The organism is Kribbella sp. VKM Ac-2568 (genome assembly GCF_004345365.1).
Lineage (GTDB): Bacteria > Actinomycetota > Actinomycetes > Propionibacteriales > Kribbellaceae > Kribbella > Kribbella orskensis.
This window is the reverse complement of the sequence record NZ_SLVF01000003.1, coordinates 672,209-689,816: the sequence shown is the minus strand read 5'-3', so window position 1 is coordinate 689,816 and position 17,608 is coordinate 672,209. Positions and strand designations below refer to the sequence as shown.

Sequence of the window (17,608 nt, the reverse complement as noted above, 5' to 3'; positions counted from 1 at the left end):
ATCACCATGTGGAGCAGTGACCCGAGTCGCTCGGTCGACGGGAGCGGCGACCTGCCGTGGGTCGAACCGCGTAAGACCCGGATCGGCCTCGTCGCTGGGGGGCTGGGCGCGTACTGGCCGCAGTTCCCCGACTTGTTGCCGCAGTTGCAGGCCTCGGCGCGGCGGGTGTCGGAGCGGTTCTCCGAGCTCGACTGCGAGGTGGTGGACGTCGGGTTCATCTCCGACGCTTCCGAGGGATCCGCAGCAGCCGAGAAGCTGAGGTTGGCCGACTGCGACCTGATCGTCGGGTTCCTGACCACCTATATGACCGCGTCGATGCTGGTCCCGGTCGCTCAGCGCAGCGGTGCTCCGGTCCTACTGCTCAACCTGCAGCCGACCGAGGCGATGGACCACGCGTCGTTCGACACCGGCGCCTGGCTCGCGTACTGCGGCGCCTGCCCACTGCCGGAGATGGCGAACGCCTTCGAGCGCTGCGGCATCGACTTCCGCTCGGTCTCCGGGTACGTCGAGGACGAGCGCGCGTGGGCCCGGATCGAGCGGTGGCTCAAGGCGGCGGGAGTCCGGGCTGCGCTGCGGCACGGCCGACACGGCCTGCTCGGGCATCTCTACCCCGGCATGATGGACGTGATCACCGACCCGACCCTGGTCTCCGCGCAGCTCGGCGGGCACGTCGAGATCTTGGAGATCGACGACTTGCGGGTCCGGGTGGAGAAGGTCACCGAGGCCGAGACCGAGGCCCGGATGAAAGTCGCCCAGGACGTCTTCACGCTGGACGACTCCGTGGTCGAGGACGACTTCCGCTGGGGTGCCACCGTCTCGGTCGCGCTGGACCGGCTGGTCGAGGACTTCGAGCTCGACACGCTCGCCTACTACCACCGCGGACTCGACGGCGAGGCGCACGAACGGGTCGCCGCCGGGATGATCCTCGGCGCCTCGCTGCTGACGGCCCGGGGAGTCCCGGCCGCGGGTGAGTACGAGCTGCGCACTTCGTTGGCGATGCTGGTGATGGACAAGCTCGGCGGCGGTGGTTCGTTCACCGAGCTGCAGGCGCTCAACTTCAACGACAACGTGGTCGAGATGGGGCACGATGGCCCGGCCCACCTCGCCATCAGCGCGAAGAAACCCTTGCTGCGAGGGCTCGGGGTGTACCACGGCAAGCGTGGCTGGGGTGTCTCCGTCGAGTTCGACGTGAAGCACGGACCGGTGACCGCGCTCGGGCTCGGGCAGCTCCGGGACGGGTCGTTCAAGCTGATCGCGTCCGAGGGCACGGTCGTTCCGGGGCCGTTGCTGCAGATCGGGAACACCACCTCCCGCGTCGACTTCGGGTGCGACCCCGGTGAGTGGACCGACGCGTGGTCGGCCTCCGGGGTGGCGCACCACTGGGCGCTCGGCACCGGTCATCGCGTGGCCGAGCTGAAAGCGGTCGCTGACCTGCTCCACCTCGATCTCACCGTCGTCGACCCGCGGTGAGCAGGAGGAGAAGCACGTGACTCTGAGACTCGCTGCGGTAGACCTGGGCGCTTCGAGCGGCCGGGTGATGCTCGGCCGCGTCGGCCCGGACGAGCTGGAGCTGACAGAGGTCCACCGCTTCTGGAACGGCCCGGTCCGCCTGGGCAACACCCTGCACTGGGATGTCCTCCACCTGTACCGCGAGACGCTGGTCGGCCTCCGCAAGGCGGCTGCCGTCGCGGGCGGCGCTGGAGGTGGGCTGGATGGGCTCGGGATCGACTCCTGGGCGGTCGACTACGGGTTGCTCGACGGGGCTGGCAGGCTGCTCGGGAACCCCGCGCACTACCGGGACGCGCGGACCAACGGTGTGATGGAGCGGGTCCTGCAGACCATTCCCGCCGACGAGTTGTACGCCGTGACCGGGCTGCAGCAGCTTCCGTTCAACACGATCTACCAGTTGGTCGCGGAAGGGGATCTGGATCGCGCGGAGACGCTGCTGATGATCCCGGACCTATTGGCCTACTGGCTGACTGGCAAGCTCGGCGGGGAGGCGACGAACGCCTCGACCACACAGCTGTACGACGTCCGCGCGCACGAATGGAGCGAGACGCTCGCCGCGCGGGCCGGAGTACCGGTGAGGTTGTTGCCGGACCTGCGGGAGGCCGGGGACGTGATCGGGCCGCTGCTGCCTGCGGTGGCCGAGGACGCCGGACTGGATCCGGCGACTCCCGTGATCGCGGTGGGATCGCACGACACCGCGTCGTCGGTGGTCGCCGTGCCTGCGGCGGAGGGGGAGCGGTTCGCCTACATCTCCTCGGGGACCTGGTCGTTGGCGGGGTTGGAGCTGGACGAACCGATCCTCAGCGACGAAGCGCAGCAGGCGAACTTCACCAACGAAGGCGGCGTCGACGGCCGGATCAGGTTCCTCAAGAACGTGATGGGCCTGTGGATCCTGCAGGAGTGCCTGCGGGTCTGGGGGACCGACGATCTGCCCGGGCTGTTGGGCGAGGCCGCGGCCGCGTCGGCGTACGCAGTACTGATCGATCCGGACGATCCGAGTTTCCTTGCCCCAGGCAACATGCCGGCTCGGATCGCGGAGTTCTGTGCGAAGTCCGGGCAGGAGCCGCCGCCATCGAAGGCGGCCACCGTCCGGTGCATTCTCGAGAGTCTGGCGCTCGCCTACCGCCGCACGCTCCGGCTGGCGCAGACCGTGGCCGACCGTGAGATCGACGTGGTGCACGTGATCGGCGGGGGTTCCCGCAACGAACTGCTCTGCCAACTGACCGCTGACGCTTGCGGCCTGCCGGTTCTCGCGGGACCGGTGGAGGCGTCCGCCCTGGGTAACGTGCTCGTCCAGGCACGCGCCCTCGGCGCTCCGCTGCCCGACCTGACCGCGATGCGCGCGCTGGTGCGCGCCACCCACGAACTGCGGCGCTACGAGCCGCAGGGCAAACCGGCCGACTGGGACGCCGCCGAGTCCCGGGTGTTCGGAGGTTCCGGATGACCGTCCTTCACAGCGAGACCCTGCCCAGCACGCGACGGGCCCTCCACCGCGAGACCCGCCACCGCGAGATCAGCCACGACGACCTCCAGCTCCTCCGACTGCTCGCGACCGGGTTGCCGGTGGAGTCGGTCGCGCGCCGGCTCGACCTGTCCGAGCGGACCGTCCGCCGCCGGACCCGCGCCGCCTGCGACCGCCTCGGCTTCGGCACCGCGATGGAAGCCATCGTCTGGGCTGCCCGCCGCGGCCTCCTCTGACCCCTCCCTCCCGACCCGAAGTACGACACATCCCCTGTTCTCCCCCAGCAGATCCGCCCGTCTCTGTGAGGAGTCAGCCCCGATGTCGCTTCGCTCCCGCCTGACCTGCCTGCTGGCAGCCGGCCTGCTCCTGACCCCGTTGCTGCCTGCCACCGCGGCACCGCCTGCTCACCCAAGATCCCCCGTGCCCCAGAACCTGAAGGCGAACAACCTCACCAACCTCCTCGGTATCGCCCCCGGTGCGCCCCGCCTGAGCTGGCAGCTCGACGGCAGCCGCCGGGGGACCAGCCAAACCCGCTACGAGATCCGGGTCCAGCACAACGCGACTGCTTCCGGCTATGACCCTTCCCTCGTTGACGTCTGGTCGCTGCCGATGCCCTGAAATGCAGGACGCTGCTGGTCGGCGTCAGATCAGGTAGCGGAACTCGGCGGAGTCGGGCTTGATCCGTTCGATGTCCAGCGGCGCGGCGTCCATCCGGTCCAGCAGGACGGAGAGGTCGCCGGGCCGGCCGATCTCGATGCCGACCAGCGCGACACCAGTCTCGCGGTTGTTGCGCTTCACGTACTCGAACAGGGTGATGTCGTCGTCCGGGCCGAGCACCCCGTCGAGGAACTGCCGCAGCGCGCCCGGCTCCTGGGGGAACGTCACCAGGAAGTAGTGCTTCAGGCCCTCGTGCACCAGTGAGCGTTCGAGGATCTCGCCGTACCGGCTGACGTCGTTGTTGCCACCCGACAGCAGGCAGACCACCGTCTCACCGGGCTTCACCTCGACGCTGTGGCCCAGAGCCGCGGCGGATAAGGCTCCAGCGGGCTCGGCGATCAACCCGTCGGTCTGGTAGAGCTCCAGCATCTCGGAGCACACCAGGCCTTCGGGCACCGAGGTCATCTCCACGCCCGCCGCCGAGACCAACGGCAATGTCACCTCGCCTACCCGCCGAACCGCGGCGCCATCGACGAAGCTGTCCAGGTGCGGCAAGGTCACCGGTTCCCCTGCAGCCAAAGCCGCAGCCATACTCGCCGCCCCACCAGGCTCGACCCCAACAACCCGTACTCCGGGGTGGCGCTCCGCCAGCCACGTCGCAACGCCCGCGATCAACCCGCCACCACCAACGGGTACCACCAGTACGTCTGGCGTCTGGCCGAGCTGATCCACCAGTTCGACCGCGAGAGTCCCTTGTCCTGCGACGGTTCGGGGATCGTCGAAGGCGGGAACCAGCGTCGCGCCGGTCTCGGTCGCCTCGGCGAGAGCAGCCGCGGCGGCATCGTCATACGAGTCGCCGGTGACGATCACCTCGACCTGGCTGCCACCGAGCGCGGCAATGCGGTCCCGCTTCTGCCGTGGCGTCGTTCTGGGCACGTAGACGCGGCCGTGCACGTCGAGGATGTGGCACGAATACGCCAGGCCCTGGCCGTGATTGCCTGCGCTGGCACAGATGACGCCGGCCTTCTTCGCCGTGTCGTCCAGTTGGGCGATCAGGTTGTAGGCGCCGCGAAGCTTGTAGGAACGGCCGATCTGCAGGTCTTCCCGCTTCAGCCAGACATCGGCGCCGGTGCGTGCGGAGAGTCGCAGGTTGCGTTGCAACGGGGTGCGCACCGCGACCCCGTCCAAACGCTTGACCGCGTCCTCGATCCGCTCCGCGTCGACGGTGTAACGAGCGACTGAATCACTGCCCTGCATGGCGTTCCTTCCCGTGCATCTGCACGATCTCCAACGATTTGCTCGCAGCACAAGACACGCTACGTCCAGAGTCCGGACCGACGGACACCGTTCCACAACACGGTCATGGTTCCATGCGTGAAACAGCTATGGTTTGGGCAGTCTAGTTCTCATACGCTCACTCGGTGTAACGGCCAGGGTCCTGGACGGGATGAGCCGAGTAAACCGGTCAACGGGGACTGGAGGGCACAGATGGAATCGATTCCGTTCAGTCTGTGGGGAGATGCCTTGTGGTGTGGTCAGGAGGTCGTGCGGGAGGCTCCGCACGAGCAGGCGATCCGTCGTCTCTTTCCCGATCCCATCCCGGCTCGAGGTGCAGACCTGGACACCACTGCGGAGCTCGTCCCGGAACCGCAGAACCGCTTCGACCCGCGCTCGATCGCCGTTCGGGTGCAGGGCAAGGTGGTCGGCTACCTGCCTAGGGACGATGCGCATCGGTACCACCCGGTGTTGTCAGAACTGGTGGCGCAAGGCCTGCAACCGCAGGTGCCGTGCCACTTGTGGGTCAGTGAATGGGAACCGGCGGACTGGGAAGGCAAGGACGCCCAGGGCACCGAGTTCCACGCCAGCGTGGCAGTAGCGCTGGGCCAGCCGCACATGCTGGTCCCGGTCAACCTGCCACCGCCGGGCAGCTATCACCTGCTCCCGCCCGGCAGCGGGATCGTGGTGCCCGGCGGCGAAGTGCATCCGGACGTGCTGGCGCCGTTCTTCCGGCCGGAAGGCGAGTGCTGGGCCTACGGGACCATGCACGCGGTCGAGGAGGAGGACGGGTTCTCCGAAAGACCTCGGATGGTGGTGGAGGTCAGGCTGGACGACGATCCTGTCGGCCGGCTCAGCCCTCGCCTCAGTGCCGAGTTCCTGCCGGCGATCCATTACCTGGCGGACATGCGGGCCGAGACAGCCGCCAGGGTCGCCGTGCGAGGGGACCGAACAGCATCGGAGGTGGTTCTGTACGCGGCTCGGAGTCACGACCTGCCGGCCACCTGGCCGGACGGTCTGACCCGGTCACCAGTGGCGTCACCACCCTGGCACTACTGGGTCGGCAAGGAAGCGAACTGAACAATCCCAAGGCGGCCGCGCAGTACTCACCAATCATCAGGTGGTGGCGGGTACTGCGGGGCTACCGAGGGGATTACAGCGTCAGAGCCTCTGGCTGAAGGTCTGGAAGATCTCGTCGAAGGCGCCGGGCAGGTCGTCGTGGCCGAAATCCGGGTAGACGCGGAGCTGCTTGGCCGTCGTCAGCTTGTTGTAGGCCGCGTACTGCGTCGACGGCGGGCAGACCTGATCCTCGAGGCCGACGTACAGCGTCACCTCGGCCTGGATCCGCGGCGCGAGGTGCTGCAGGTCGATGTAGCCGAGGGTCGTGAACACTTCCTGCTCGCGCAGGTGCCGGGGATCGCGCTTCTTGAACCAGGTGGTGATCTCGTCGTACGGCGCCTTCTCCAGGTTGAGCTCCCACGCGCGCTGGTAGTCGGTCAGGAACGGGTACACGCTCGCCGTGTACTTGATCCCCGGCGTGAGCGCGGCGCAGACCAGGCTGAGCCCGCCACCCTGGCTCCAGCCGGTGGTGCCGATCCGGGTGGCGTCCACCTCGGGCAGGCCGCCGATGATGTCCGCGAGCCGCCGCGTGTCCAGGAATACGTGCCGGTACAGCAGGCTCTCCGGACCGCCGTCGAGGCCTTCGACCAGGTGGTTGCGCAGTGAGAAGCTGTTGGCCTGCTGTGAATCCGTCCGGAACGCGACCTGCTCGCGGACATCCAGCGCGGCCACGGTGAACCCGCGGGCGGCGTACGGAAGCAGGTCGACCCACTTCGGCTGCTCACCGCCGTACCCGTGGAAGATCAGGACTGCGGGCCCTTCGGCCTGATGCGGGCGAATCACCTTCGCGTGCACCCGGTAGCCGCCGGTGCCGGTGAAGTACAGGTGCTCGGTCCGCGCGAACGGCAACGGGAAGTCCGTCGCCTCGGTGAACTCGGTCTCCGGGTCGGTCGCGGCCAGCTCCGCCAGCGCCTTCTCCCAGAACTGGTCGAAATCCGCGGGCCTGGGGTTCGTCCCCTGGTAGGCGAGCAGTTCCTCGGACGACATCTCGAACGACAACACGGCTTCGGTGCTCCCTTGTCAGCGCAACTGTCAGCTCAATCGAATGAGCTCATTCTGCGCGGTCGTCCGGCTCACCGGCAGTCCCGTCCCAGATGGTGTAGCCGTGGGCCTTGTTGAGCCGCTCGCGCAGTTCCGTCTCGAGCTTCCCGGCCTGCGCCGGTGCAAGCCAGCGCAGCGGGACCAGGACCGAGTGCTCGGGCTCCTTCGTCCGGAGCGCGACCGCCACGCCCTGGGTGCTGTCGACCCGGCCGACCTCGGTGATGTCCGTCCAGGAGGTGCGCAGTCCGCGTACCTCGACCTCGTCGTCGCTCAACTTCAGCAGCACCGGCGGCCGGAGCAGGATCCACAACCCGGCGAGCACGATCAGCCCGCCCAGGGTGACGAACACCGCCACCGCGGCGGCCGGCGCCCCGAACGCCCAGAGCACCGCCGCCACGCCAAGGATGATCAACCCGGCGGCCGGGATCCCCAGGAACCGCCCGGGCCGCATCCGGTACGTCGTACGCATCGGGCAAGGATCTCATCGCGGCGATGGACCGGCTGACCCCGGTCCGGCTCAGAAGGCGGGGACCGCGCCGGTGAGGGCGTTGCCGCTCTCGGTCTTGGCCAGGCTGATCTTCCAGTTGTCGCCCGAATCCGCTCGCGCCGGCAGTCTCCCGTGCGTGGGATCACTCACACTCCGGCCACAGCTTCCTGCCGCGTACTGCGAACCACCCCGGCCGCGGGCGGTTCGCAGTACGGGTCAGTTGCCGGTCTGGGAGGGGTCGTAGGCGCAGGCGTCGTTCAGGTTCTGCGGGGTGCCGGCCTCGGGCTTGGGTGGGGTGGAGGTCTGCTTGCCCGGCTTCTTGGTCGTCGTGCTGGACGGCGTCTTGGACGGGGTCGAGGCGACCGGCTTCGTCTTCGGCTCGATCGCCTTCTGCACGATCTCGCGCATCGCCTCGTAGTCAGGGTTCTTGCCGGTCGGGAAGTTCTTGCTCTTGTCCAGGTCGACGTTGGAGACGCTGGCGTTCTTCACCTTCAGGCCGAGCTCGATGAACGCCGGCAGGATCTCCTGCGGGATGTCGGTGCGCAGCAACTGCTTGCTGGCCGAGGCGATCGCCTGGTACTTCGTCACCAGGGTCTTGGGGTTCGCGCTGTTCACGATCGCGTGGATCGTGCAGCGTTGCCGCTCCTGCCGGGACGGGTCGCTCAGGCCGTAGCGGCCGCGGGCGAACCAGAGCGCGTCGTGCCCGTTCAGCTTCTGGTTCGGGCCGGGCTCCAGGTAACCGGACGGCTTGCGCTCGCTGTTCGACCCCGGGCCCTCGCCGTAGTCGCCGCCGATCGGGACCTTGTAGTTGATGTTGACGGTGATCCCGCCGAGCGCGTCGACGATCTGCTCGAAGCCCTTGAGGTTGACCTGCATGTAGTAGTCGATGTCGAGGCCCATCGCCTCTCCCACCGACACCTTCATCACGTCCGCGCCCTCGTTGTCGGACGGTCCCAGGATGTGGGGGTACTTCTTCGGGATGTTGTCGTACATCGAGTCCAGGTAGAACTCCGGCTGCTCGACGTTGCCGAGGCTCGGATCCCAGTAGCCGTCAGGGAACTTCTTGTGCAGCGGGGAGTCCTCGGGGAACGGCATCCGCATGAAGTTCCGGCTCAGCGAGATCAGCGAGGTGTCACCGGTCTTGGTGTCGATGCTCGCCACGATCACCGTGTCGGTGCGGGTGCCCTCGCGGCCGACGCCGTCGTCCGCGCCGAGGAGCAGCAGGTTCAGCCGGGGGGTGTCCGCCCACGGGTCCTTCTTGTCCTCGACCTTGGGCCGGGTGGCGCTCTTGGAGTTGCCCTCCGACTGGAACACGCTGCCGACCAGGTCGCGCTGCGCCATCACGGTCTGCGCGGCGACGGTGGTCGGTACGGCGATGCCGAAGCACAGCAGCCCGACGAACATGGAGCCCGCCAGCCGGCCGGTCGCGGTCAGGCTGACCGGGCGGAGCAGCTTGTGCGAGGAGACCACGATGCAGATCCAGAAGAAGCCGAGCAGCACCACCCCGGAGGTGGCGATCAGCAACTGGCTCGGGTCCACCGCCAGGGCAAGGATCGAGTCGCGCTTGGTCAGGCCGATGTAGGCACCGATCGCGAGCAACCCGACGCTCAGCGTCATGATGAACGCGCCCAGCTTCACCCGGCCGCCCATCACGAAGCCCAGGCCCGGGATCAGCGCGCTGACCAGCGTGAGGCCCATCGCCTTCGAGGTGGTTCTGGCTCGATGTGACCGGTGACGGGCTCGGGTGGCTCTAGGCGCGGACCTGCGTCCTGCTGCGCGAGTACTCCGCGACATGGCTCCGTTCCCTGATCGACGACGTGACGGCGTGCCGGGCCGTGATCACGGCCCTCGATTGTTCAGACGCCGGCACGGCCTCCTTGGTTGACGTTCATTCGTTTCCTGACGCTACCGACCCCGTCGATTCGGCCAGATTACAGGGGTGGTGGTCGACACACCCAAGGCGACTGCCACCCGCTTTGCCCACGACCCACCTCTCCGGATAGTCTTGGCCGTCGTCGCGTCCCCACGGGGACCGTCGGAGGAGGCGTCGCCTAGTCCGGTCGATGGCGCCCGCCTGCTAAGCGGGTTGAGGGTAATCCCCTCTCGGGGGTTCAAATCCCCCCGCCTCCGCAGTACAGAGAGCCGCCAGCGCCAACGCGCAGGCGGCTCTCGCCGTTTCCGCGGGTACTGCGGCCCCGGGCGGCTCCTCCGTCGCCGCGCCGCGAATCTACTTCCTGTTTTTCCGTACGCCACTCGCGCGATCTCAGCAATTGCCAGGCACACGGCTTCACACAGCCGCTCCACTCACCCGGCGGAAGCCACCTCCGGCCTCTCCGCCGCGTGGGCGGAGTACGGGGTCAGGCGGTGGCCAGGCGCTTGGCTTCGGCTAGGCGTTCTACTGAGCGGGGGCTCATTGGCTCCATGCCGACGATGAGGTGCTCGACGCCGAGGGACTCGTAGTCCTTGAAGAGGGTGGCGAGGTCTTCGACGGTGCCGGCGAAGGCGTGGTCGTCCGGCTCTGGGACCGCGGGCTGGTTGGGGTCGCGGACGCTGAGGCCGACAGTTTTCGTCACCTCGTTCTCCGGTCGCCCCGCCGTGGCGAGCGCCGACTGGAACTCGCGCAGCCTGCCCTTGACCCGATCGTCGACCGTGCCGAACCACGCCGTGTTCCAGGAGTCGGCCCAGCGCGCGGTCAGGTCCAGCATGCGCGGCTGCCGGGCCGCGACCAGGATCGGGATCCGCCGGGGTGCGGGCGGCTCGAGTGCGGCCTCGTGGACCTGGTGATACTTCCCGTCGAAGGTGACGGTCTCGCCGCGGACCAGTCGCGCGACGATCTCCAGCCACTCCGCGAACCGGCCGACGCGGTGATCGGTCGGCAACCCGTTGGCCTCGTACTCCGGGTCGTGCCAGCCGGCGCCGACTCCGAGGATCAGGCGGCCGTCGGAGACCTCGTCGATCGTCGCGGCCATCTTCGCGACCAGCCCGGGGTCGCGGAACGACGCGCACAGCACCATCGTGCCGAGCTCCACCCGGTCCGTCACTGCGGCCACCGCACTGAGCAACGTCCACGCCTCGTGCATGCCGTACGTCGTACCGTCGGGGGCCCGGTAGAAGAAGTGGTCAGCGAGCCAGACCGAGTCGAGCCCGGCCTCCTCCGCCGACTCCGCTATCCGGCGAACGTCATCCCATTCAGGCATCCGCCCGCCAGGTCCGTCCGAACCACCCACCGGAAGCATCACGCCAACCTTCATCAGGCCAACCTAGTGCCGGGTGACGCCTGACGGGAGGTTCTTCGTAACGCTTCCGTGGCAACTTCGCGGTGCGCAGAAGGCCGCGCGAGCGGCATCGGTCTGGGTAGTGTCGGGGACGCCCGGTTCGTGAGGCCGCGGTTCGGAGAACGGGGTGCCGGTTCTATTCGAAGGCCTCACGAGAGGGTGTGGTGGTGATGACGGACTCGGCCGTCCGGCCGCAGCTGGACCTCCGATCGATCCTGGGACTGGAACTTCCCGCGCACGTCGTCGCGCTGGCTGACGACGACTGGCGCTCCGCCTGGCTGATCGGCCGCCTGCATTGCGGCAACGGCTGGATCGCCCTGATCCAGTACACAGACGCAGGAGGGCACGAACTGACTCGCCGAGTCCCCTTCGACCAACTCGGCCCCCACTGCTGAGCGCGGCAGCCAACAGTTCGCTGAGGGCCGCAGTCCATCGGCTTGCTCAACGCGGCCGGTGAAACTAACCCGCCACCAGCCCCCGCGGTACTGCGAAGCGCACTGCGCCTGGCCTCGCCATTCGGACCGGCCAGGGCCCGACCGTCACCGCGATCCAGCGCCGGCTTGCGTGCCGTGTACGAGCTACGGCATCCGATGGGTCGCTGGTCGATTCGTCGCGAACGGGTGAACACCTAACGATCCAAGGCGTCCCCGGAATCGGCTTCAAGGTTCGCCGGCGGTTCCTCGCGATGCTCTATCAAGAGTCGCGGCAGCTCTATCAAGACCCTCGCCAGGCGGGTCAGGGGAGCGGGCGGCCGGCGTACGCAGGACGGGAACAGCGAAGCGCCCCGGCTGGGCCGGGGCGCTTCGCTTGCAGTCCGACGGGCTGGCTTCCGGGTCAGCTGTCGGAGTACTGAGGGCTCAGCCCAGGCGGGCCTTCAGGCCGTCGAGCTCAAGCTTGAGTGCGGCCGGGACCTTGTCGCCGAGCTTGTCGAACCACTCCTCGATCAGCGGGATCTCGGCCTTCCACTCCTCGTCGTCCACGTTCAGCGCGACCTGCAGGGCCTCGACGCTGAGGTCCAGCCCGGTGACGTCGAGCGCGTCGGTGGTCGGCACGCGGCCGATCGGGGTCTCGACCGCGGCCGCCTGGCCCTCGAGGCGCTCGATCACCCACTTGAGCACCCGGCCGTTCTCGCTGAAGCCCGGCCAGACGAACTTGCCGGCCTCGTCCTTGCGGAACCAGTTCACGTAGAAGATCTTCGGCAGCTTGGACGCGTCGTTGTCCTTGCCGACGGTCAGCCAGTGGTTCAGGTAGTCACCGGCGTTGTAGCCGAGGAACGGCAGCATCGCCATCGGGTCGCGCCGTACGACGCCCACCTCGCCGACCGCCGCGGCGGTCGTCTCGGACGACAGCGTCGCGCCCATGAAGACGCCGTGGTCCCAGTCCCGCGACTCGGTCACCAGCGGCACCGTGGTCGCGCGCCGGCCGCCGAAGATGATCGCCGAGATCGGTACGCCGTTCGGGTCCTCGTACTCGTCGGCGATGATCGGGCACTGCTTGATCGGGGTGCAGAACCGGCTGTTCGGGTGGGACGAGAGCTCGTCTGACTCCGGCGTCCACTCCCGGCCCTTCCAGTCGGTCAGGTGGTTCGGCGGGGTCTGCGAGTAGCCCTCCCACCAGACGTCACCGTCGTCGGTCAGCGCCACGTTGGTGAAGAGCGAGTTGCCCTTCTCGATCGTGCGCATCGCGTTCGGGTTGGTCTTCCAGCCGGTGCCCGGGGCAACACCGAACAGCCCGAACTCCGGGTTGACGGCGTACAAACGCCCATCTGAACCGAAGCGCATCCAGGCGATGTCGTCGCCGAGCGTCTCGACCTCCCAGCCCTCCAGCGTCGGGTCGAGCATCGCCAGGTTGGTCTTGCCGCAGGCGCTCGGGAACGCGGCCGCGATGTAGTGGACCTTCTTCTCCGGCGAGATCAGCTTCAGGATCAGCATGTGCTCGGCCAGCCAGCCCTCGTCGCGGGCCATCGCCGAGGCGATCCGCAGCGAGTAGCACTTCTTGCCCAGCAGCGAGTTGCCGCCGTAGCCCGAGCCGTACGACCAGATGGTCCGCTCCTCGGGGAACTGCACGATGTACTTCTCGTCGTTGCACGGCCACGGCACGTCCTTCTGCCCCGGCTCGAGCGGCGCGCCGACAGAGTGCAGACACGGCACGTACTTCGCGTCCGTGCCCATCTTCGCCAGTACTTCGGAGCCGGTGCGCGCCATGATCCGCATCGAGGCGACCACGTACGCCGAGTCGGTGATCTCGACCCCGAACATCGGCTTCTCCGCCGTCAGCGGGCCCATGCAGAACGGCACGACGTACAGCGTCCGGCCCTTCATGGAGCCCCGGTAGAGCTCCGTCATCAGGGCCTTCATCTCGGCCGGCGCCATCCAGTTGTTGGTCGGGCCGGCGTCGGCCTCGTCGACCGAACAGATGAAGGTGCGCTGCTCGACCCGCGCGACGTCGGACGGGTCGGTGCGGGCCCAGAAGGAGTTCGGCTTCTTCTCGTCGTTCAGCCGGACCAGCGTGCCGCCGGCGATCAGCTCGTCGGTGAGCACCTTGTACTCCGCGTCCGAGCCGTCCACCCAGTGGATCCGGTCGGGCTGGGTGAGGTCGGCGACCTCGGCGACCCAGGCCAGCAGGCCCGCGTGCTCGGTCGGCGCGTTACTCAGGTCGAAGGTCGTGGGGGTGGTAGCTGCGGCCTCGGCGCTGAGGCCAGCCGTTGCGGATACGGATTCGGTATGGGCAGGGCTGGCGGTGGTCGTCATCGGCGGCTCATTCCCTCTCGCGATCGACCGACGGCTTGGACCCTCGACGCTGAGGGGGTACGACGTCGGCCGCCGGGGTCTCCGGCGGTTCGATTCAACTGGCTGGCGGTGTGATCTGTCGCATACCAGTATGCCTAGTGGGCGTATACCAGTGTGCAAGTGGTACTAACCGTACGCGACCGCGGAGGGTGCTGAAAACCGTTCAGACGTGAGGCCCGTCACAGATTTCCGCCGACAAGGGCTTTCCCAGCAAAAAAGACCGGCCGCGCGATGATCGCGCGGCCGGTTTCCGGTCCCAGCTGGTCTGAAAGCAACTTCTGTTGCTGGTGGGGCTCGTGATGAGCCCGACGCAGGCCTGTCGGGCGGTGCCGAAGTGGGTCGGTGGTGCTGGCGGTGCGTTACTGCGTCTGGCGCCAGATGTCGTTGAGGACTCGCTGGGTGGCGGGCTCCTCGCCGGTCAGGCCGGTCACCGTCACGCCGACCAGCCACGATCGGCCGGCGCTGGTGTAGGCGTGCGTCATCGTCAGCGTGTACGGCGACCCGTTGCGCACGGTCACCCAGGTCCGCGCGTCCTTCGCGGTGGCCGGCATCGGCGTCTTGAAGGCGGTCGTCCATTCCTTGTCGAACGCCGCCCGCTCGGCCAGGCACGTCGCCAGGTCCTTGCACGGCTGAACCGCGATCCGCGCGTCCAAGGTGGACTGGGTCGGGGTCTTCTCGGTCAGCACCCGTCGGTAGAGCACCGACGACGACTCGCCCAGATCGATCGTGATCGGCGGCCGCGGCCAGCCGAACGCGAACGGCAGCCCGACGTCTCCGACCACCTGTACATCGGCTCCGCGCTCGTACGTCGCGCCGACCAGACCCACCGCCGGGACTGGTGGCGCATAGGCAGCGGCCTCGGCCTTCGGAACACCCGGCAGGAGCGCCGGCGAGGGGAGTGGACCCGGGCTCACGGGTGCGGCAGCGGGGCCTTCCACCGGTGGCTGCTCCTTGACGGCACTACCGATCGCGGCACCCACGGAGTACAGGACGGTGAAGACGAGGAGCACGATGAGAACGACGACCAGGTAGGTCCACCGGCCGATCTTGCGCCGAACCTGCCTCGCCAGCTCGATCTTGTTCACCGGAGCCGCCGCTGCCATTTGGTCCACGGTCTCCGGCCTCTTTTGGTCTGTGGTCTCCGGCCTTGGCGCGTACGACGGGACGTCGGCCGGTTGATCCGCCGGCGGCAGGGGCACAGCGCCGTACTGGGCCAACTGACTTCGTACCGCGGCCAGCGACTCCTCGTCGTTCCCCAGGAGTCCGTCGAGTGAATCCAGTAGTCGTTCGGCGCCGGACTGGCCGGGGACCAGTTGGGTGATTGCGTATGGCCTGTCGGTGCTGAGGTTCGCCGCCCAGAGCGGGGTCTCCTGCTGGCCGGGTCGGAGCGCGGCGCCGCGGCTGGCCAGGTCGAGGCGGTCGCGGACCTGCGGATCAGCCGAGCCGGCCTCGCTCAGCACGAGCGCGACGACCTCCATGCCGGTGAACGAGCGGCCGCGCCAGATCTCCGCCAGCGGGTGGCCGAGCAGTCGCTGGTCGAGCTCGAAGCCGTTGATCTGCGGGGTGGGGTTCACTTCGCCTCCCAGATCGCCCGGTCGGCGAGGACCAGCGCTGCCTGCTCGGCGACGGCCCCGTCGATCGGGTGCGCCGTGTAGTCCACCTGGACGATGATGTCGGCCCGCAGTTCCAGCACCGAGATCCGCCAGCCCTGTCGGCTGAGGTCCCCCCGCTTGTCCAGCTTGGTCGGAAAGGGCCGGTCCTTGACGTCCTGCCAGGACTTGCGCTGGAAGGTCTGCCGGGCCACGGTGGCCGGCGTGAACGGCGGTTGACCCGCGCCCGCGGCCTTGCCGGCGTACGGGGTGATGTGGATGCTCACCGCTGCGGCGGTGTGGGTGGGCTGCGTCTGCTCGTCCGCCTTGGCGCTGCAGTTGACGGTCGACGTACCGGTCTGGACGAGTGTGGGTTTGGTGGCCTTCGGCAACAAAGTGGAGACGTCGCCGATCCGCGCGCACAGATCCGCCGGCAGTTTGCGCGCGGGGAGGATGTCGTCCGGACTGACCGGTTCCCCCAACGCGTATCCGATCCCGAGGCCCGCGATCGCGGCCACCCCGCAGGCGATCGCAGTACCCCGGACCAGTCGACTCGCCATACCCGCGACCCTAGCCACGCAAAGGTCCTCCCCTACCAATCAACGGTCACCCACGCGCGACCCGGCGCCTTGGACGTCACACACCCCCCGCCTGGTTCCGTAGATCTCCAGACGCAGGGCAGCAGTGCGTCCGTGGAACTGAGTCAGCACTCATTCGTGGATCCGTGTTGTTGGTAATCGTTTGCGTAACACCGCGATCCACGACTGGGCGGCCTGTGCTGCCGTTCGGCGTATGAGGGAGGCGTGGTTCAGCTGATCAGGGTCTTCACGGAGCCGCCGACTGGGTCAGCTTGGTGCCGAGGCCTGCGAGCGCCTCGCCGACGTTGGCGAGGATGCCGGACAGGTCCCGCAGGTTGCCCGCGAGGCTCTCGATCTCCGACGCGACGTCGCCGATCATGCCGCTGCCGTCGTTCAGCCGCTTGGCCGCCGCGTCGCCGATGCCGGGGATCTTGTCGAGCTCGCCCGCGAGGCCGGCCAGCATCCCGGCGGCGTCCTTGAGCTTGTCCCTGGCCGAGTTCATCAACTCCGGCAGCCGCCCGATGTACCCGAGCGCGTCGTCCGGCACACCCCGAACCAGCTTGAGGATCCTCTCGAAGTCGTCCGAGTTCTCCATCACGAACCCGACCGCCTTCTTCACATCGCTGAGATCCCGCCCGCCCAGCAAATCCCCGATATCCATCCCCGGATGCTATTGCCCACACCCCCTCCCCCACCTACTTTCCACCCCCACCCACCCCGGCGCGTCGCCCTCTCAAACCCCGGATCCCGACGCCCCCAGACCGCAGTACAGCCCGCCCAAACCCCACCCAACCCCCGATTGGCACCCAACCCCCCAGCCCGTGTATCGTTACCCAACGTTGTCCGGCGCTCGTAGCTCAACGGATAGAGCATCTGACTACGGATCAGAAGGTTGGGGGTTCGAATCCCTCCGAGCGCGCAGACGAAACCCCAGGTCATGAGGTGGATGACCTGGGGTTTCTTCTTGTCTGAGGCTGTTCTTGCTAACACTTCTGCTAACACGGCATCACCGCTGACGGGTCTGGTCCGTCGTCTTCGTCATCCTGGTCCTCGTCGACGTGGTCAGCAGCAGCAGCGAACACATCAGCGATTCCGGCCGCGTGGCGAACGGATCACATGGGCGTACACCCGGAGCGTGATCGACGGGTCGGCGTGCCCCAGCGGGTCCGCGACGACGTGCACCGGTACACCCGCGACCAGAAGCAAGGTCGCGTGCACGTGCCTCAGATCGTGCAGCCGAGCATGTGGCAGCGGGACCTCTGGAGCATCACCGTCGTCGGCAGGCTCGTTGTAGGCCTTGATCGTCTTGGCCATGAGCTGGCTCACGGTGTCCGGGTAGATCGGCTGGCCGAACCCAGTCGTGAAGACGTGGCCGGTGTCGACCCAGGACTCACCAGCGAGCCGAAGGTCCTCCAGTTGGCGGCGGCGGTGAGCCCGGAGCACTTCGACAGTCCCAGCGTCCAGGCTGACGACCCGCTCACGACCACCCTTGGTTGTGCCTTCGACCCTTGCGCCGTCGACCATGCCCACCGGCCCGCGAATCCGCAGAGCTGGTGCCTTCCAGTCAACGTCAGGCCAGCGGAGGTTCAGCAGCTCCCCGCGCCGAGCACCCGAGTAGGCAGCCAGGCGGTAGAACGCGAACAGCCGGTGATCACTCATCAGGTCGAGGAAGCGGCGCAGCTCGTCGGCGGTCCAGATGTCGACTGGTCCACGGTGCTCACGCCGAGGCCGCTTAGCCCGCTCAGCCGGGTTCGACGAGAGGAGTTGCTCCGACCGGACGGCATCGTTGAGAGCCTTGCGCAGAACGGCATGCACATAGTCGACAGT

16 protein-coding genes and 2 tRNA genes are annotated in these 17,608 nt (G+C 68.0%); 8 read left to right on the top strand and 10 right to left on the bottom strand.

The annotated features are described in order from the left end of the window. Positions 1-6: 6 nt before the first annotated feature. The 4 genes from EV648_RS10745 (at position 7) to EV648_RS10730 (ending at position 3,589) form a co-directional block, all read left to right on the top strand. Entirely contained in the window at positions 7-1,470 is a 1,464-nt protein-coding gene (locus tag EV648_RS10745) for an L-fucose/L-arabinose isomerase family protein (protein ID WP_132288398.1), read from the top strand. A gap of 16 nt (positions 1,471-1,486) precedes the next feature. After that, complete coding sequence (locus tag EV648_RS10740; protein ID WP_132288395.1) at positions 1,487-2,953, top strand: rhamnulokinase family protein; 1,467 nt, start codon at positions 1,487-1,489, stop codon at positions 2,951-2,953. Further along, entirely contained in the window at positions 2,950-3,207 is a 258-nt protein-coding gene (locus tag EV648_RS10735) for a LuxR C-terminal-related transcriptional regulator (protein ID WP_132190199.1), read from the top strand. The genes EV648_RS10740 and EV648_RS10735 overlap by 4 nt, the downstream gene beginning before the upstream one ends. A gap of 82 nt (positions 3,208-3,289) precedes the next feature. Continuing rightward, positions 3,290-3,589, top strand: a complete 300-nt coding sequence (locus EV648_RS10730) for a hypothetical protein (RefSeq protein ID WP_199234526.1) — start codon at positions 3,290-3,292, stop codon at positions 3,587-3,589. 24 nt (positions 3,590-3,613) lie between these two features. On the opposite strand, the gene ilvA is transcribed toward EV648_RS10730, so the two are convergent. Beyond that, entirely contained in the window at positions 3,614-4,885 is a 1,272-nt protein-coding gene (gene ilvA / locus EV648_RS10725; RefSeq protein WP_132288392.1) for a threonine ammonia-lyase IlvA, read from the bottom strand. A 231-nt stretch (positions 4,886-5,116) separates the two neighbouring features. Between ilvA and EV648_RS10720 the strand changes: the two genes are divergently transcribed. After that, on the top strand, positions 5,117-5,983 hold the full coding sequence (locus tag EV648_RS10720) for an HIRAN domain-containing protein (protein WP_132288389.1): 867 nt from the start codon (positions 5,117-5,119) through the stop codon (positions 5,981-5,983). Between the two features lie 81 nt (positions 5,984-6,064). Here the strand turns inward: EV648_RS10720 and EV648_RS10715 are convergent, their stop codons facing one another. The 3 genes from EV648_RS10715 to EV648_RS10705 form a co-directional block, all read right to left on the bottom strand. Continuing rightward, positions 6,065-7,024 carry an acetylxylan esterase gene (locus EV648_RS10715; protein WP_132288386.1) on the bottom strand — a complete coding sequence of 320 codons (960 nt, stop codon included), beginning with the start codon at positions 7,022-7,024 and terminating at the stop codon, positions 6,065-6,067. A 49-nt stretch (positions 7,025-7,073) separates the two neighbouring features. After that, positions 7,074-7,532, bottom strand: a complete 459-nt coding sequence (locus EV648_RS10710) for a hypothetical protein (protein WP_241995029.1) — start codon at positions 7,530-7,532, stop codon at positions 7,074-7,076. A 234-nt stretch (positions 7,533-7,766) separates the two neighbouring features. Then, entirely contained in the window at positions 7,767-9,248 is a 1,482-nt protein-coding gene (locus EV648_RS10705; RefSeq protein WP_241995028.1) for an LCP family protein, read from the bottom strand. 342 nt (positions 9,249-9,590) lie between these two features. Here EV648_RS10705 and EV648_RS10700 point away from each other — a divergent pair. Next, positions 9,591-9,680: transfer RNA gene (locus tag EV648_RS10700), tRNA-Ser, on the top strand. 227 nt (positions 9,681-9,907) lie between these two features. On the opposite strand, the gene EV648_RS10695 is transcribed toward EV648_RS10700, so the two are convergent. Beyond that, complete coding sequence (locus EV648_RS10695) at positions 9,908-10,801, bottom strand: LLM class flavin-dependent oxidoreductase (RefSeq protein WP_132288380.1); 894 nt, start codon at positions 10,799-10,801, stop codon at positions 9,908-9,910. A 194-nt stretch (positions 10,802-10,995) separates the two neighbouring features. Here EV648_RS10695 and EV648_RS10690 point away from each other — a divergent pair, with 194 nt between their 5' ends. Then, a complete protein-coding gene (locus tag EV648_RS10690) occupies positions 10,996-11,220 on the top strand; it encodes a hypothetical protein (protein ID WP_132288377.1) in 225 nt (74 codons plus the stop codon). Between the two features lie 462 nt (positions 11,221-11,682). Here the strand turns inward: EV648_RS10690 and EV648_RS10685 are convergent, their stop codons facing one another. From EV648_RS10685 to EV648_RS10670, 4 genes are all read right to left on the bottom strand, one after another. After that, the gene (locus EV648_RS10685; protein WP_241995027.1) at positions 11,683-13,575 is read right to left on the bottom strand and encodes a phosphoenolpyruvate carboxykinase (GTP); all 1,893 of its coding nucleotides are present in this window, start codon (positions 13,573-13,575) and stop codon (positions 11,683-11,685) included. Positions 13,576-13,973: 398 nt separating this feature from the next. Continuing rightward, on the bottom strand, positions 13,974-15,188 hold the full coding sequence (locus EV648_RS10680; RefSeq protein WP_132288374.1) for a hypothetical protein: 1,215 nt from the start codon (positions 15,186-15,188) through the stop codon (positions 13,974-13,976). Then, on the bottom strand, positions 15,185-15,763 hold the full coding sequence (locus EV648_RS10675) for a hypothetical protein (protein ID WP_132288371.1): 579 nt from the start codon (positions 15,761-15,763) through the stop codon (positions 15,185-15,187). Before EV648_RS10675 ends, EV648_RS10680 begins: the two co-directional genes overlap by 4 nt. Before the next feature lie 265 nt (positions 15,764-16,028). Continuing rightward, a complete protein-coding gene (locus tag EV648_RS10670; protein WP_241995026.1) occupies positions 16,029-16,442 on the bottom strand; it encodes a hypothetical protein in 414 nt (137 codons plus the stop codon). Between the two features lie 185 nt (positions 16,443-16,627). Between EV648_RS10670 and EV648_RS10665 the strand changes: the two genes are divergently transcribed. Further along, positions 16,628-16,700 (top strand) — tRNA-Arg (locus EV648_RS10665). Positions 16,701-16,864: 164 nt separating this feature from the next. On the opposite strand, the gene EV648_RS10660 is transcribed toward EV648_RS10665, so the two are convergent. After that, positions 16,865-17,596, bottom strand: coding sequence for a site-specific integrase (locus tag EV648_RS10660; protein WP_199234525.1), 732 nt, complete (start codon positions 17,594-17,596; stop codon positions 16,865-16,867). Between the last annotated feature and the right edge of the window lie 12 nt (positions 17,597-17,608).